Here is a 15,388-nt window from a genome sequence, read left to right as displayed (position 1 = left end):
CCGCTACCAGAAGCCCAGCACGAGGGCGATGCGCAGCAGCCGCCGCTCGGTCGCCTCGCGGCGCAGCTCGGGCGCGAGGCGGTGCAGCGCCATGCGCGAGCCGAGGTCGGTGCCGTCGAACAGCGGCGCGATCCGCTCGAGCCGCGGGCGCTGGGCGTCGTCGGCGACCGAGGCGCTCAGCCGCGCGACCGCGCCGCACTGCTGCCGGTACTCGCCGGACGCGAGCCGGCGGAACCGCACGGCGGCCTGCGTGAGCCCGGTGTTGGCGCCGGTCGCGTTGGCGTCGTGCTGGCGGTAGTCGAGCGTCGGCTCGGCGTCGATGTGCCAGCGCCCGCCGCTCGCGCGCACGATCGCGTACGCGAGCCAGTCGTGCGGCACGGCGCTGTCGTCGATGCGCGCGCTGCCGTGCGGCGGCTGCCGGATGGCGTCGCGGATCGCCGCGAAGGCCTCGGCGTCGATGAGGAACGTGCAGCCGGGGCCCGCCGACTCGAGCAGGAAGTCGAGCGGGGTCTGCGGCTGCGCCTTGTCGATGAGCTCGGTGCGGCGGCTGCCGTCCTCGCGCTCCCAGAAGGCGACCACGTTGGACGAGACCGCGTCGACGTCGAGCCGCTCGAGCAGGGCCAGCTGCCGCGAGAGCTTGTCGTCGTGCCAGACGTCGTCCTGGTCGGCGAGCGCGACCGCGACCGCGCCGTCGACGTCGGCCTCGCGCATGAGGCGCAGGAAGTTGGCCTGCGGGGTGCCGAAGCTCCCAGGCGCCAGCACCGTGACGCGCTCGTCCGCGGCGAGCCGCTCGAGCAGCAACGGGGTGCCGTCGGTCGAGGCGTCGTCCGAGACGACCAGCCGCACGCGCACGTCGCGCTGCCCGAGGATCGAGCGGGCCTGCTCCTCGACGAAGGCGGCGCCGTCGTGCGTGGCCATGAGCACCGCGACGAGCGGTGCGGCCGTCGCGTCCGATGGTGTGGTCACGAATCGCCCGCCTCTCTCCGCGCCAGCCTCTGAGCCTAGCGCCGATCCTCGGCTAGCCTGACCCGAGCCCGCCTGCATCCGGCAGCGCCCGGGCGACGCATCGGGAGGGGGGCGCGTGCGCCGGATCGCCGTGGTGACCTGCTACCGCCAGCCCGACTACGTGCGCGCGATCACGCTCCGCACCGCGGTCGCCGACCTCGGCGACGAGGCGATCGTCGTCAAGAACCGCTCCCGCGGCGTGCGTCGCTACGCCGAGGTCGCGGGCGAGCTGTGGCGGATGCGCCGGGACCGGCCGGACGCCTACCTCGTCACGTTCCGCGCGTTCGAGGTGGTGCCGCTCGTGCTCGCGCTCGCCGGCGGCCGCCCGGTCGTGTACGACGAGTTCATCAACCCCGTCGAGTGGTTCGTCGAGGAGCACCGGCGCCTGCGCCCGGGCTCGTTGCCCGCGCGCGCCCTGCGCGGCGCGTTCCGCACCATGATGCGGCGCTGCGCGGTGGTGCTCGCCGACACCGCGTCGCACGCCGACCACGCCGCCGAGCTCATGGATCTGCCGCGCGAGCTCTGGAAGGTGGTGCCCGTCGGCACCGACGAGGCCACCTTCCGCCCGGCGTCGCGGAAGCCCGGCACGCCGTTCCGGGTGCTCTACTACGGCTCGATGCTGCCCCTGCACGGCCTCGACGTGCTGCTCGAGGCCGCGGTGCTGCTCGCCGGCCGCGACGACATCGCGGTCGACGTGGTCGGCGGCACCGACGACGACCGCGCCCGCGTCGACGCCGCCGTTGCGCGCGGCGCGCGGGTGCGCTACCGCAGCTGGGTGCCGTACGAGGAGCTGCCCGCCCTCTTCGCCGAGACGGGGCTCGCGATCGGCGGGCCGCTCGGCGACACCGTGCAGAGCCGGTACGTCATCACCGGCAAGACCTACCAGTTCCTCGCGTCGGGGGTGCCGAGCCTCGTGGGCGCGAACCTCGAGAGCAGTGCGTTCACCGACCGCTCCGACGCGCTCGTGGTGCCGCAGGGCGACCCGATCGCCGTGGCCGAGGCGGCGCGCTGGGCCGCCGACCACCCGCAGGAGCTGGCCGAGGTCGGCCGCCGCGGGCGCGAGCTCTACGAGCGGGCGTTCTCACGCCCTCGCATCGCCGAGGCCCTCGGCGTCGCCCTCTCGGGCATCCGCGTCGCCGCCGGCCGGCGCTGAGAACATCGCCCGCAGGTTCAGCAGGCTCGACAGCAGGAACAGCGCGCCGAGGAACAGCACGTAGAACGCGCGGTCGACGATGCCCGCCGCGATGATCGCGTCGAGGCCCACGCCGTGCAGCGACTGCGCGAAGCCGAGGAACGCCTCGCGGAAGCCGATCGCGCCGGGCGTGATCGAGACGAAGAGCGACAGGTTGGCGGATGCGCTGTACACGAGCGACTGCAGCACGTCGGCGCCGGGGCCGGAGACCGCGTTGAGCTCGACGAAGTACACCGCGGCCATGAGCAGCGCCTGCACGGCCGTGACGGCGGCGATCGCGGCGGTCACGATGCGGCGCCCCGCGCCCGATCGCCACGCGACCACTGCGACGAGCACGACGGTCGCGGCGAGGCCGAGCGCGGCGAGCCAGGGGAGCGTGCGGGCGAACAGCAGCGACACGTTCACGGCGCCGAACGCGAGGTAGTACACGAGCGTCGCGAGCGTGAAGTCGCGCAGGCGCACGCCCACCTTCGCCTTCAGGTAGGCGGCGCGCACCCCTGGCCCGCTCTGCAGCGGCCCGAAGAAGTTGGCGACGGTCGAGTAGACCGTCAGCAGCAGTCCCTCGCGGATGCCGATGCGCGCCTGGCACCAGCGCACGGTCAGCAACAGGATCGCCCAGTGCGTCGCCACGATGAGCACGTAGAGCCCCGTGAGCCAGCCGAGCGCGGCCGGACCGACCGCGAGCACCTGGCCGACGATCTCGGGCCGCACCGCGACGTAGACGGCGATGAAGACCGCGACGAGCACGAGCACGGCGATCGCGAGCGCCCGCTTGTGACGCCGCACCCACCGCAGCGGCGCGCTCGATCCGATCGCCGCGAGCCGCTCCCTCGCCCGCGCGAGGCCCTCGTTCACGCTGCGGTCGTGTCGTGCTCGGGCTTCGCGGGGAGCGTGACCCAGTTGCGCGTGTGGCCGTAGCGATCGAGCTTGTCGAGCTCGAGGGAGTCCTCCTGCAGCGATCTCGTGATGCGCGTGAGGTCGGCGATCGCCCCCATCGCGAACGACAGCAGCGCGCCGACGAACAGCAGCACGCCGAGCAGCAGCGACTGCACGTAGCTGCCGGGCGCCTGCATCCAGACGAGGACGAGGTAGCGGATGAACGGCACCGCGCCGGCCACGGCGAAGAGCACGCCGAGCGTCGCGAAGAACACGTACGGCTTGTACATGAAGTAGGCCCGCAGGATCGCGAGGCCCGACTCGCGCATGTGCTGCCAGATGTTCTTGAACAGCCGCGACTCGCGCGTCTTCGGGTTGGTGCGCACCGGGATGGAGGTGATCGCGAGCCGCTTGTTGCCGGCCTGGATGATCGTCTCCATGCAGTAGCTGAAGCGCGTGACGATGTTGAGGCGGATGAGCGAGTACTTCGAGTACGCGCGGAAGCCGCTCGCCGCGTCGGGCAGGTCGGTGCCCGCCGCCTGGTTCACGACCCAGCTGCCGAAGCGCTGCATCGCCTTCTTGAAGGGGGAGAAGTGCTCGATCGTGTGCGTCTGCCGGTCGGCGACCACGATCTCGGCCTCGCCGCGGATGACGGGCTGCACGAGCTCGCCGATCATCTCCTGCGGGTACTGGTTGTCGCCGTCGGTGTTGACGACGATGTCGGCGCCGTGCGAGAGCGCGTACTCGATGCCGTCGTGGAATGAGCGGGCGAGCCCCATGTTGCGGCGGTGGCGCACGAAGTGGCGCACGCCGTGCTCGCGGGCGACCTCGACCGTGCGGTCGGTGGAGCCGTCGTCGATGACCAGGATGTGGATCTCGTCGATCCCCGGGATCTCCTTCGGGATCGTCTCGAGCACCATCGGGAGCGTCTGCTCCTCGTTCAGGCACGGGATCTGGATGAACAGCTTCATGGGCCCCCTTCGCAGGGAGAGCCTAGCCGCGCGACTACTTCTGGCCGAAGTCGAGCACGTAGTACCAGTGCCCGTCGCTGCTCGGGGCGACGCCGACGCCGATCAGCGTGCGGCTGCTCGTCATGAGGTTGTTGTAGTGGCCGGTGGAGGCGAGCCAGCGCTCCATGATCCGCTGCTCGTCGGGAGTCGGGACGCGGTCGCGGGCGACGTTCTCGCCCCAGCTGCGCATGCTGCACGCACGCATGTCGGCGGTGAGGTCGGGGTTGTGCGCCGAGCCGGTCGTCCGCAGCCACGCCATCGACTCCGCCCAGTGCTGGGCGACCTCGTCGAGGCACGGGTCGAGCCGCAGCGCCGGCAGGTCGCGCTCGGCGCGCTCGGCGTTGACGAGCGCGAGCATGTCGGTGCGGGCCGCCTCCATCGTCTGGCACACCGCGGGGTCGACCTGGTTCGCGCCGGTCCCGGTGCAGTTCACCGGGTCGGCGGGCACGGGCGGGGGAGCGGCCACGCGGCGCACGCCGAGGGTGTCGGCGCCGTCGCCGTTCCAGTCGCCCGCGAAGGCGACGTCGTCGACGCGACCGTAGATGACCGTGACGTCGGCCTCGCCGGGCCGGATCTGGTTGGCGATGAAATACGTCGCGTCGCGGCGCACGGCGAAGGAGTCGCTGCGGTTGCCGTCCCAGTCGCCGACGAGCACGTCGTCGTCATCGCGGCCGTACTGGACGATGACGTCGGCCGGGCCGCTGGTGATGGTGTTGCGAACGTGGTACTGCGCCCCGCGGCGCACGGCGAACGTGTCGGTGCGGCTGCCGTCCCAGTCGCCGACGAGCACCGTGTCGCCCGAGCGGCCGTAGGCGACGACGGCGTCGGCGCTGCCGTCGGAGAGGGAGTTGCGGACGTGGAAGACCGTGTCGCGGCGCACGGCGAGCGTGTCGACGCCGTCGCCGTCCCAGTCGCCGACGAGCACCTGGTCGTCCGAGCGGCCGTAGGTGAAGGTCTGCTGCGGGGCGACGGATGCGTTGGCGTTCGAGAGCGAGAAGGTCGCGCCCCGGCGGTGCATGGGCGTGTCGACGCCGTCGCCGTCCCAGTCGCCGAAGTACACCTGGTCGGTCGCGAGCCCGAACGAGAACTGGATGTTCGCGGTCGTCGTGAACTGGTCGTTGAGGTAGTAGGCGTTGCCGGAGCCGCCGACCTCGAGCCCCTGCGCCTCGGCGCGCTCTGCGCCGCCCTGCGCGACGCCGAGCGTCGCCATCAGTGCGAGCGCGGCCGCGGCCGCCGTCATCCTGCGCATCGTGCACCGTCTCTGTCGTGACCAGCAAACGGGTGCGATCCTCCCAGTCGTACCCCACGCGGGTCAAGGGAACGTTGAGGGTCTGGATAGGCTGTGCATCATGACGGACGCGGCGGAGGGCACCCCCGCGCGGCCCGTCGCCGAGGCGCCGGAGGCGGCCGAGCGCCGGGCGGAGGCGGGCGTCCCCGCCCGCCGGAGCACGCCGCGATGGGTCGACGCGCTCGTCATGGTCGCCCTCGCGGCGCTCGCGATGATGGCGGTGCTCACAGTCGTGGCGCGCGGCGCGCCGCTGTCCGTACTCGACGAGCCGTCGCACATCGACTACGCCTGGAACGCCTCGCAGCTCGAGATCCCGGCCGCGGGCGACTCGATCGATCCCGAGGTCATCGCGCTCTGGAACTGCTACGGCAACGAGCTGCTGCGGCTGCCGGCCTGCGGCACCACCGGGCCCGCCGAGGCGTACCCGGTGTCGGCCGCGCAGTACAACTTCTCGCACCCTCCGCTGTACTACCTCGCAACGGGCTTCGCCGCGCGCGCCGTCGAGTCGGTCACCGGCTGGAACTTCGTGCTCTCGGCCCGCGCGCTCGGCGCGGTGTGGCTCGCGGCGGGCATGGTCGTCATGCACCTGGCGCTCCGCCGCCTCGGCGTCGGCCCGGCGCTCGCGGGGTCGGTCGCCGCGCTCGCGGGTATGTGGTGGGCCGGGCTCACCGCCGCCACGATCGTCACGAACGACGCGCCCTTCCTCCTCACGACCGCGCTCGGCCTCCTCGCGCTCGGCGGCGCTGTCGACCCGCCCGGCCGGCACCGCTGGCTGCCGGCCGTCCTGCTCGTCGCGCTCGCGGCGCTCGCGGCCGGCGTCAAGGTCATGAACGCGCTGCCGTTCCTCGCGATCGCCGGCGCGTTCGTCGTGCTCGCGCTGCTGCCCGAGCGCTACCGCCCGTGGGCCGGGCGCGGCTGGCTGCTCGCGACGGGCGCGGCCATGGTCGCCGCGGTGGGGGCGGTGTACGTGCTCTGGACCCGCTTCCAGGCCGGCCGCGGCGACCCCGACTGGGAGAACCCGGTCGAGGGCGTCAACACCCAGCCCTTCACCGGCACGCCGTTCCTCGAGTGGCTGCCGACGATCCCGCGCGGCCTGTCCACCATGGGCCACACGTACGCGCAGGAGGGCGTCGCCTCGGGCGAGCTCGTCGCCTTCGTCGGCGGCATCGGCTCGATCGTCGGCCTCGCGGCGATCTTCGTCGGCCTCGCCGTCGCGCGCCGCGGCAGCGCGCTCGCGGTGATCGCGATCGCGGCGCTCATCGGCTCGTTGGGCTGGCCGCTCATCGTGCAGCTGCAGTCGTTCCTCTCGAGCGGCGGCACGCACTACTTCCCCCGGCCGAGCGCGCGCTACGGCGCGACGATGGGCTTCGTGGCCTTCGCGGCGCTCGCGCTCATCGCGCAGCGGCTGCGCTGGCAGGCGCTCGTGATCGCCGGATGCCTCGCGGTCGTCGTCACGACGCTCGTCACCGTGGTCATGGGTCCCGTCGCCGGCTCCTGAGGCCGCGTCAGGCCTCCGGCCACATAGACTGCATCGCACCCGACAGCGACCGGAAGGACGGGCATCGACCCATGCGCGGCATCATCCTTGCAGGCGGCAGCGGCACGCGGCTGTGGCCGATCACCAAGGGCATCTCGAAGCAGCTCATGCCCATCTACGACAAGCCGATGGTCTACTACCCGTTGTCGACGCTCATGATGGCCGGCATCCGCGAGGTGCTCGTCATCACGACGCCCGAGTACAACGAGCAGTTCAAGGCGCTCCTCGGCGACGGCTCGTCGCTCGGCATGCGCATCGAGTACGCGGTGCAGCCGAGCCCCGACGGTCTCGCGCAGGCGTTCATCATCGGTGAGGAGTTCCTCGACGGCGACTCGGCGGCGCTCGTGCTCGGCGACAACATCTTCCACGGCACCGGGCTCGGCTCGAACCTGCGCTCGCACACCGACGTCGACGGCGGCGTCGTGTTCGCCTACCAGGTCGCCGACCCGAGCGCCTACGGCGTGGTGGAGTTCGACGACCAGATGAAGGCCGTCTCCATCGAGGAGAAGCCGGCGCACCCGAAGAGCAGCTACGCCGTGCCCGGCCTCTACTTCTACGACAACGGCGTCGTCGAGATCGCGAAGTCGATCGAGCCGAGCGCCCGCGGCGAGCTCGAGATCTCGAGCATCAACGAGCGCTACCTCGACGTGGGCAGGCTGCAGGTGCAGGTGCTCGACCGCGGGGTCGCGTGGCTCGACACCGGCACGTTCGAGTCGATGATGCAGGCGAGCGAGTACGTGCGGGTGATCGAGGACCGGCAGGGCTTCAAGATCGGCTGCATCGAGGAGATCGCCTGGCGCGCCGGGTGGATCGACGACGTGCAGCTCGCCGAGCTCGCGAAGCCGCTCGTGAAGAGCGGCTACGGCGCCTACCTCGAGCGGCTCCTCGAGCAGGGGCGTCGCTGACATGGCCGTCGACGTCGCCGTCGTCGTCCGCACGAAGGACCGCCCGCTGCTGCTCGCGCGCGCGCTCGGCAGCATCGACGCGCAGACGGAGCGCCCGCGGCAGCTCGTGGTCGTGAACGACGGCGGCGACGCGACGGAGGTCGAGCGCCTGCTCGACGCGGTGCGCGGCACCGTCGCCGACGAGGTCGTGGTCGTGCACCACGAGCAGCCCGTCGGGCGCCCCCGCGGCATGAACGTCGGCGTGCGCGCCTCGAGCGCCGCGACCTTCGTCTTCCACGACGACGACGACAGCTGGGACCCGCGGTTCCTCGAGCGCACCGCCGCGCACCTCGCCGAGCACGCCCACGAGGCCGCCGTCGCCACGCGCACCGCGGTCGTGTGGGAGCGGGTCGAGGGCGACGAGGTCGTCGAGCTCGAGCGTGAGGTCTACCAGGCGCGCACCACCGCGGTCACGCTCACCGAGACGCTCTACCGCAACGCGACGCCGCCCATCTGCCTCGTCTACCGCCGCAGCGCCTACGACGCGGTCGACGGCTACGACGACCGCCTGACGGCGCTCGCCGACTGGGACCTGCTGCTGCGGGTGCTGCGCACGTCGGAGGTGGGCTTCATCGACGGCGAGCCGCTCGCCTTCTGGCACCACCGCCGCGACGACACCTCCGCCACCGGCAACAGCGCCTACGCCGACGCCGACGCGCACGCCGCCTTCAACCTCGGCATCCGCGACGACTACCTGCGGCGCAGCATGGCCTCGGTCGACGACCTGGGCGCAGCCCTGTTCGTCGCCGACGGCTTCCGCCGCATCGACGAGAAGGCCGACGCCGCGCGTGCCGAGGCGTCGCGGGTGGCGCACGAGCGCACCGAGGCGCAGCGCGACCACCTCGAGGCGGTGCACGCGAGCCTCGCGGCCGAGCTCGGCCGCACGCGCGAGGCGGTGGAGCGCATGGAGCACGAGCTCGCGGCGCTGCGCGCCCAGGTCGCGCGCGGCGTGAGCGGCACGATCCGCTCGGTCGGCGGCCGCGTCGCGCGCGGCCTGCAGACCGGCGCCGGGCGCCTGCGCCAGCCCCGCTCAAGCGACTGAGTGCGCGTTGGACGGTACCCTGGGGGCTGCCGTTCTGCTCGCCGACCTGTGAGGCCCACCGCATGCCCAACGTGCTCTTCTACCTCGTCTACGACAAGGCCGGGCATGTCGGCGACTTCATCCCGCACCACCTGCAGGCGGTGCGCGACCACTACGAGCACATCTTCGTCGTCTCGAACTCGCCGCTGAGCGCCGAGGGGCGCAGCACCCTCGAGGCGGTCGCCGACACGGTCTGGGAGCGCGAGAACGTCGGCTTCGATGTCATGGCCTACCGCGACGCGATGCGCGAGTTCGGCTGGGACCGGCTCGCCGGCTACGACGAGCTGACGCTCATGAACTACACGTTCTACGGCCCGATCGGCTCCTACCAGCCGATGCTCGAGCGCATGGCCGCGACCGAGTGCGACTTCTGGGGCGTCACCGACCACGGGCCCGCGGTGAGCAGCCTCGCCGCGACCGGCACGCTCAAGCGCCACCTGCAGACGCACTGGATCACCGTGCGCCGCAGCATGCACCAGAGCCCCGCGTGGCGCGAGTACTGGGACGGCATGCCGCCGATCGAGTCGTACGAGGACTCCATCGGCCAGCACGAGGGGCGCTTCACCGACCACTTCGAGTCGAAGGGCTTCCGCTCGGCGACGGCGTTCCCCGAGGCCGACTACCCGGTCGCGCACCCCATCTTCGACATGATCACCGAGATGGTCGACGACGGGCTGCCGATCATCAAGCGCCGGCTGTTCTTCCACGACCCGCTCTACCACGACGAGCGCGCGATCCGGGCGGGCCGCGTCATCGAGCGGATGCGCGACAAGGGCTTCCCGATGCGGCTGCTGTGGGAGGACCAGGCCCGCACCGCGCAGCCGCGCGCGCTCCACGCCAACCTCGCGATGCTCGACATCCACCCCGACGTCGACCTCGGCGGCGCCGACCCGTCGACGCTGCGCGTCGGCGTGCTCGCCCACGTCTACTACGACGACCTCATCGACGAGCTGCTCGACCGCGCCGACACGATCCCGGGCGGCTACCGGCTCATCGCCACGACGAGCGACGACGCGAAGCGCGAGCGCATCCTCGAGCGGCTCGCCGCGCGCGGCCGCACGGGCGACGACGTGCGCGTGCTGCCCTCCAACCGCGGGCGCGACATCTCGGCGTTCCTGCTCGGCTGCCGCGACGTGCTGCTCGGCGACGAGTTCGACGTGATCGTCAAGCTGCACTCCAAGCGCAGCCCGCAGGACGGCTACACGAAGGGCACCTTCTTCAAGGACCACCTGCTGCTCAACCTGCTCGGCTCGCCCGGCTACACCGCCAACGTGCTGCGCGGCTTCGCCGCCGACGACACGCTCGGCATGGTGTTCCCGCCGATGATCCACATGGGCTACCCGACGATGGGCAACGCCTGGTTCACGAACCGCGCGCCCGCGCAGCGGCTCGCGAAGCGGCTCGGCATCGACGTCGAGTTCGACGACCTGAGCCCGCTCGCGCCCTACGGCTCGATGTTCATCGCCCGGCCCGCCGCGCTGCGGCCGCTCCTCGACGCCGACTTCGCGTGGGACGACTTCCCGACCGAGGGCGGCTACTCCGACGGCGGCCTCACGCACGTCGTCGAGCGCCTGTTCGGCTACGCCGCCTTCAGCCGCGGCTACCAGGTGCGCACCGTCATGGGCACGCGGCAGGCGGCTGAGTCGCACACGATGCTCGAGTACAAGCTCGACGCGATCTCGGCCGGCATCCCGGGCGCCCCGGAGGAGCAGATCGCCCGTGTGCGCGCCAACAGCGGCATCGACCTCGTCGCCGCGCTCAAGCTGTCGGTGCTGGGCCGCTCGCCGCGCCTCGCGAAGGCGCTCGTGCCCGCCTACGCCGCGATGCGCGGGGGCTACCGCAACGCGCGGCGCGTGCTGAAGAGGCGCTGAGTGGGCGAGCGGCGCACCGCGCTCACGCTCGAGGAGGCCTTCGACCCGCGATCGAACAGCATCGGCTTCCTCCGGTGGCTCATGGCGTTCCTCGTGATCTTCAGCCACGCGGGGCCGCTCGGCGGCTTCTACGGCGGCAACGACCTCGGCGTGCAGATCTCGACCGAGCAGTCGCTCGGCGGCGTCGCCGTCGCGGGCTTCTTCTTCTTCTCCGGGTTCCTCATCACGCAGTCGCGCATGGGCCGGTCGTCGATCTTCCGCTACTTCTGGCGCCGCGCGCTGCGCATCTTCCCCGCGTTCTGGCTCGCGCTGCTCACGACCGCCTTCGTGCTCGCGCCCATCGCCTGGTGGCGCGAGACGGGCAGCTTCGACGGCTACTTCACGGCGCCGCGCGAGTCGCCCTGGACGTACTTCCTGAGCAACATGTGGCTCGAGCTCGGGCAGCGCAACATCGCCGAGATGGGCGACTCGCTGCCGTTCGCCTCGCACGGCGGCTACGACTGGAACGGCTCCGCCTGGACCCTCCTCTACGAGTTCCGCGCCTACATCCTCGTCGGGTTCATGGGGCTCCTCGGCCTGCTCGCCTACCGGTGGCTCACCACGGCCGTCGCCTCGGCGATCATCATCCTGAACGCGATGCAGTGGATGGGCGCGGGCACGGTGGGGAACGCGTGGCGCTGGCTGAGCGACCCGTTCATGCTCATGTTCCTCGCGCCCTTCGCCTTCGGCATGCTCTTCGCCGTCTGGAAGGACCGCATCCCGATCGACGACCGCCTCGCGATCGCCGCCGCGCTCGGCGCTGGCGCGACGTACGCGTTCGGCGGCTGGAACATCTGGGGCACCTACCTCTTCAGCTACGTGCTCATGTGGTTCGCGGTGCGGGCGACGCGGCTGCGGAGCTGGGAGAAGCCGGGCGACTTCTCGTACGGCGTCTACATCTTCGCGTGGCCGATCATGCAGTTCGCTGCCTACTTCGGGCTGCAGGACGCCGGCTGGCTCGTCTACCACGTGGTGGTCATCGTGGCCGTCCACATCGCCGCCTACCTCTCCTGGCACCTCATCGAGCAGCCGGCGATGAGCCTCAAGAACTGGACGCCGGGCTGGCTCGAGCGCCTCTACGCGCGCGCGATCACGCCCGCGTGGGAGCGGCTCATGGGCCGCGTCGTCGACCCGCGCTTCTCGTCCACGCCCCGTGCGGTGCGGATGCGCGCCGAGAGCGGGAGCGGCGCATGACGGCCGAGGGCGGGCAGGGCCCGCGCGACCTGCCGGAGGCGAAGGCGTCGTGGCGCCACGACCACCGGTGGCGGCTCGTGCCCTTCGTGCTGCTGATCGCGCTCGTGGTCGTCGCGACGATCGCCGGCATGGTCTGGCGCTCGCAGCAGAGCCCGCTCGGGGAGGGCGTGATCCAGCCCACGGCCGAGCCGGGCGCGCCGCTGCCCGCCGAGTGCGCCCCGGACTTCGCCGAGCCCGCCGTGGATCCGTGGGCTGGCGAGGCCGCGGCCGCGTCGGAGGCGGTCTGGCAGGAGCACGTCGACGGGCTCGGCGGCTACTGGGTCGAGGGCGACGACGGCCACGTGCTGCTGGGCGAGCCCCACTGGTCGAACCTCTCGCAGGCGGTGGGCCGCACCGAGCTGTCGCCCGAGCACGTCGAGGCGTGGGACGGCTACCTGTCGAACATGCGCGCCGACCTCGCCGAGCAGGGGCGCGACCTGTACGTCGTCGTCGCGCCGGCGAAGTGGCAGATCGTGCCCGAGGCGCTGCCCGACTGGATGGAGGCGCTGCGGGGACCGGGCCACTTCGCGCAGCTGCAGGAGGAGCTGCCGGAGGTGCCGTGGGTCGACGTGCGCGCGGCGATGGCCGAGGAGGCGGCCACGACGCCGCTCTACTCGCCCCTCAACAGCCACTGGACCGACTACGGCGCATCCGTCGCCTTCGCGCAGCTGGCCGAGTGCATGCGGGAGGCGGATGCGTCGCTCGCGGCGATGCCGGAGCTCCCGATCGAGGGTGCCGACGTCGTGCTCGACCGCAACGAGTTCGCCGGCGTGGGCCTGCCGCGCGAGCCCGGCCCCGACTGGACCGTGCCGGTGTGGGTGGAGGAGCCCGCGCCCATGACGATCGTCGGCCCCGACGGCGCCGAGCGCGAGGCCGACGCGGCCACGTCGACCGACATGGAGGGCCTGCCCATCACCACGAGCACGTCGGCGGCGCCCATGGAGCAGCACGTGCTGCTCGTGCGCGACTCGACCGGCAGCCAGATCGGCCCGATGTTCCAGACGATGTTCCAGGAGACGACGCAGATCCGCTCGTCGCTCGAGGCGCCGTCGGGCATGCCGGACGTCGCGGCGGAGGCCGAGGCGGCGGGAGCGGATGTCGTCGTGCTCGTGCTCACGCAGCGCTACCTGCAGATCGTGCCGGGCGTCGAGGGCCCGTGATGCAGGCGCCTGCGGTGGTAGTCTCGCCTCTGCCCGAGCGACGTTCCCGTCCGCCGGGGGACGGAGGACGATGAGCCAGGTCGAGCGCGAGAGCAGGCGCGAGGAGCGCAGGGTCACCCTGAACCTGATGCGCAACCTCACGCTGCGCGAGATCCGCGCGCAGTACAAGCGCACCTTCCTCGGCCGCGTCTGGTCGCTCATCAACCCGCTCGCGCAGATCGCGGTCTACTCGATCGTCTTCGGCCTGCTCTTCCAGCTGCCGGTCGCGCCCGGCACGAACTCGGGCCTCGAGGTCTTCCCGCTCTGGATCGGCGTCGGCGTCATCGTCTGGGGCTTCATCTCGGGCTCCGTCGCGGCCGGCATGAGCAGCATGCTCGACAACGCCGGGCTGCTGACGAAGGTCTACTTCCCGCGCTCGGTGCTGCCGGTCTCGTCGGTGCTCTCGTCGAGCTTCAACTTCGGCATCGAGCTGCTCGTGCTGCTCGCGGTGATGGCGCTCGTGGGCGGCCCGCTCGTGCTGCTGTACGCGCCGCTCCTCGTGCCGCTGCTCGTGCTCACCTTCGCCTTCGTGCTGGGCATCTCGATGGTGCTGAGCGTCGCGAGCATCTACTTCCGCGACTTGCGGCACCTCTGGAGCATCTTCAGCCAGGTGTGGATGTACGCCTCGGGCGTGCTCTTCTCGGTCGAGCTCGTGCGCGAGCGCCAGGAGGCGTTCGCCGCCGACGGCGTCGACCTGCCGCTCGTCGCGATCTTCCAGGCCAACCCGGCCGAGCGCTTCATCGAGGCGTACCGCAACATCCTCTACGACTTCGCGGTGCCCACGTGGGACATCTGGGTGACCCTCCTCATCTGGTCGGCTGCGTCGCTCATCGTGGGCAAGCTCGTCTTCGACCGCCTCGCCCGCGACATCGTCGAGGAGATCTGATGACCGCCGCCGTCGACGTCGACCACGTCTCGAAGTCCTTCCGCGTCTACCGCGACCGCAACCAGTCGATCAAGCAGACCCTGCTGAGCGGGCGCCGCGCGGTCTACGACCGCTTCGAGGCGCTCAAGGACGTCTCGTTCGAGGTGCCGGAGGGCTCGACGTTCGGGCTGCTCGGGCGCAACGGCTCCGGCAAGTCGACGCTCCTGAAGTGCATGGCGCGCATCCTGAACCCCGACTCCGGCTCGATCACGACCCGCGGCCGCGTCGCCGCCATGCTCGAGGTCGGCTCCGGCTTCCACCCCGAGCTCTCCGGTCGCGAGAACGTCTACCTCAACGGCTCGATCCTCGGCATGACGCGCCAGGAGCTCGACCGCAAGTTCGACCAGATCGTCGCCTTCTCGGGCGTCGAGCGCTTCATCGACCAGCCGGTCAAGAACTACTCCTCGGGCATGTACGTGCGCCTGGGCTTCTCCGTCGCCATCCACGTCGAGCCCGACGTGCTCCTCGTCGACGAGGTGCTCGCCGTCGGCGACATGGAGTTCCAGGAGAAGTGCATGGACAAGTTCGCGCAGTTCCGGCGCGAGGGCCGCACGGTGATCGTCGTGAGCCACGGCATCGAGCAGATGCGCACGTTCTGCGACCACGCCGCGTGGCTCGACAACGGCGTCCTGCAGGACGTCGGCGTCGCATCCGACATCGTCGACGAGTACGCCGACTCGGGCCACGCGGTGACCGCCGGCCCCGGCGGCGGCGTGCGCCACGGCTCAGGCGAGGTGCAGTTCACGCGGCTGAGCCTCGTCGACGAGCACGGCGACGAGGTGTCGGAGGCGCGCGCGGGCGCGCCCGCGACCTTCCGGCTGTCGTTCGAGGCCTCCGAGCGCATCGAGCGGCCCGTCTTCGGCGTGCAGCTGCACACCGTCGACGGCATGCACCTGTGGAGCCTGCACGGCCGCGACAGCGGGTTCGTGCCGGAGGCGGTCGAGCGCGGATCAGGCTCGGTCGACGTGCGCGTCGAGCACCTGCCCTTCGCCCCCGGCGCCTACACGATCTCGGCCACCGCGCAGGACGAGCACCGCACCCACATGTACGACTCGCTCCAGCACGCCGGCCACTTCACGGTGCTCGGCGGCGGCTTCCGCACCTCGGGCGGCATGCTCGCGCTCGACGGCAGCCTGCTCGACCTGCGGCAGGGCTGAGCCGGCCCGCACCACCCATCGCCCTTGTGCG

At 71.7% G+C, this 15,388-nt stretch carries 13 protein-coding genes; 9 read left to right on the top strand and 4 right to left on the bottom strand.

Annotation, left to right across the window (positions count from 1 at the left end; genetic code table 11):
* Positions 1-3 precede the first annotated feature (3 nt).
* Positions 4-966 (bottom strand): glycosyltransferase, encoded by a 963-nt coding sequence (locus FQ330_RS11810; RefSeq protein ID WP_192575940.1) that lies wholly within the window; start codon positions 964-966, stop codon positions 4-6.
* Positions 967-1,081: 115 nt separating this feature from the next.
* On the opposite strand from FQ330_RS11810, the gene FQ330_RS11805 reads away from it, so the two are divergent.
* Complete coding sequence (locus tag FQ330_RS11805) at positions 1,082-2,158, top strand: glycosyltransferase family protein (RefSeq protein ID WP_146357811.1); 1,077 nt, start codon at positions 1,082-1,084, stop codon at positions 2,156-2,158.
* Here FQ330_RS11805 and FQ330_RS11800 read toward each other — a convergent pair.
* The 3 genes from FQ330_RS11800 to FQ330_RS11790 are packed head-to-tail and all read right to left on the bottom strand — an operon-like array spanning position 2,087 to position 5,323.
* A complete protein-coding gene (locus FQ330_RS11800; protein WP_146357809.1) occupies positions 2,087-3,052 on the bottom strand; it encodes a hypothetical protein in 966 nt (321 codons plus the stop codon). The genes FQ330_RS11805 and FQ330_RS11800 overlap by 72 nt on opposite strands.
* Complete coding sequence (locus FQ330_RS11795) at positions 3,049-4,044, bottom strand: glycosyltransferase family 2 protein (RefSeq protein WP_128189112.1); 996 nt, start codon at positions 4,042-4,044, stop codon at positions 3,049-3,051. The genes FQ330_RS11800 and FQ330_RS11795 overlap by 4 nt, the downstream gene beginning before the upstream one ends.
* Positions 4,045-4,078: 34 nt before the next feature.
* Positions 4,079-5,323 (bottom strand): CAP domain-containing protein, encoded by a 1,245-nt coding sequence (locus FQ330_RS11790; RefSeq protein ID WP_146357807.1) that lies wholly within the window; start codon positions 5,321-5,323, stop codon positions 4,079-4,081.
* A gap of 109 nt (positions 5,324-5,432) precedes the next feature.
* On the opposite strand from FQ330_RS11790, the gene FQ330_RS11785 reads away from it, so the two are divergent.
* The 8 genes from FQ330_RS11785 (at position 5,433) to FQ330_RS11750 (ending at position 15,357) form a co-directional block, all read left to right on the top strand.
* Positions 5,433-6,869 (top strand): hypothetical protein, encoded by a 1,437-nt coding sequence (locus tag FQ330_RS11785; protein ID WP_146357805.1) that lies wholly within the window; start codon positions 5,433-5,435, stop codon positions 6,867-6,869.
* 71 nt (positions 6,870-6,940) lie between these two features.
* Positions 6,941-7,813: a glucose-1-phosphate thymidylyltransferase RfbA gene (gene rfbA / locus FQ330_RS11780; RefSeq protein WP_146357803.1), complete on the top strand. Its 873-nt coding sequence runs from the start codon at positions 6,941-6,943 to the stop codon at positions 7,811-7,813.
* Position 7,814: 1 nt separating this feature from the next.
* Positions 7,815-8,894 carry a glycosyltransferase family 2 protein gene (locus tag FQ330_RS11775; RefSeq protein ID WP_146357801.1) on the top strand — a complete coding sequence of 360 codons (1,080 nt, stop codon included), beginning with the start codon at positions 7,815-7,817 and terminating at the stop codon, positions 8,892-8,894.
* A gap of 62 nt (positions 8,895-8,956) precedes the next feature.
* Positions 8,957-10,804: a rhamnan synthesis F family protein gene (locus FQ330_RS11770; protein WP_146357799.1), complete on the top strand. Its 1,848-nt coding sequence runs from the start codon at positions 8,957-8,959 to the stop codon at positions 10,802-10,804.
* Positions 10,805-12,037: an acyltransferase family protein gene (locus tag FQ330_RS11765; RefSeq protein ID WP_225792843.1), complete on the top strand. Its 1,233-nt coding sequence runs from the start codon at positions 10,805-10,807 to the stop codon at positions 12,035-12,037.
* Positions 12,034-13,236 (top strand): alginate O-acetyltransferase AlgX-related protein, encoded by a 1,203-nt coding sequence (locus FQ330_RS11760; RefSeq protein ID WP_146357797.1) that lies wholly within the window; start codon positions 12,034-12,036, stop codon positions 13,234-13,236. The genes FQ330_RS11765 and FQ330_RS11760 overlap by 4 nt, the downstream gene beginning before the upstream one ends.
* A gap of 70 nt (positions 13,237-13,306) precedes the next feature.
* Positions 13,307-14,161, top strand: coding sequence for an ABC transporter permease (locus FQ330_RS11755; RefSeq protein ID WP_225792842.1), 855 nt, complete (start codon positions 13,307-13,309; stop codon positions 14,159-14,161).
* Positions 14,161-15,357, top strand: a complete 1,197-nt coding sequence (locus FQ330_RS11750) for an ABC transporter ATP-binding protein (RefSeq protein ID WP_128189105.1) — start codon at positions 14,161-14,163, stop codon at positions 15,355-15,357. The genes FQ330_RS11755 and FQ330_RS11750 overlap by 1 nt, the downstream gene beginning before the upstream one ends.
* Positions 15,358-15,388: the final 31 nt, after the last annotated feature.

Origin of the sequence: Agrococcus sediminis (assembly GCF_007923295.1) — a bacterium.
Lineage (GTDB): Bacteria > Actinomycetota > Actinomycetes > Actinomycetales > Microbacteriaceae > Agrococcus > Agrococcus sediminis.
The sequence above is the reverse complement of the archived record's forward strand: the minus strand, read 5'-3'. Positions and strand labels throughout refer to the sequence as shown.

Excerpts from the sequence above, each read along its gene's own strand:
- FQ330_RS11795 (WP_128189112.1), bottom strand. The coding sequence starts at position 4,044 with ATGAAGCTGTTCATCCAGATCCCGTGCCTGAACGAGGAGCAGACGCTC.
- FQ330_RS11790 (WP_146357807.1), bottom strand. The coding sequence starts at position 5,323 with ATGACGGCGGCCGCGGCCGCGCTCGCACTGATGGCGACGCTCGGCGTC.
- FQ330_RS11785 (WP_146357805.1), top strand. The coding sequence starts at position 5,433 with ATGACGGACGCGGCGGAGGGCACCCCCGCGCGGCCCGTCGCCGAGGCG.
- rfbA (WP_146357803.1), top strand. The coding sequence starts at position 6,941 with ATGCGCGGCATCATCCTTGCAGGCGGCAGCGGCACGCGGCTGTGGCCG.
- FQ330_RS11775 (WP_146357801.1), top strand. The coding sequence starts at position 7,815 with ATGGCCGTCGACGTCGCCGTCGTCGTCCGCACGAAGGACCGCCCGCTG.
- FQ330_RS11770 (WP_146357799.1), top strand. The coding sequence starts at position 8,957 with ATGCCCAACGTGCTCTTCTACCTCGTCTACGACAAGGCCGGGCATGTC.
- FQ330_RS11760 (WP_146357797.1), top strand. The coding sequence starts at position 12,034 with ATGACGGCCGAGGGCGGGCAGGGCCCGCGCGACCTGCCGGAGGCGAAG.
- FQ330_RS11755 (WP_225792842.1), top strand. The coding sequence starts at position 13,307 with ATGAGCCAGGTCGAGCGCGAGAGCAGGCGCGAGGAGCGCAGGGTCACC.
- FQ330_RS11750 (WP_128189105.1), top strand. The coding sequence starts at position 14,161 with ATGACCGCCGCCGTCGACGTCGACCACGTCTCGAAGTCCTTCCGCGTC.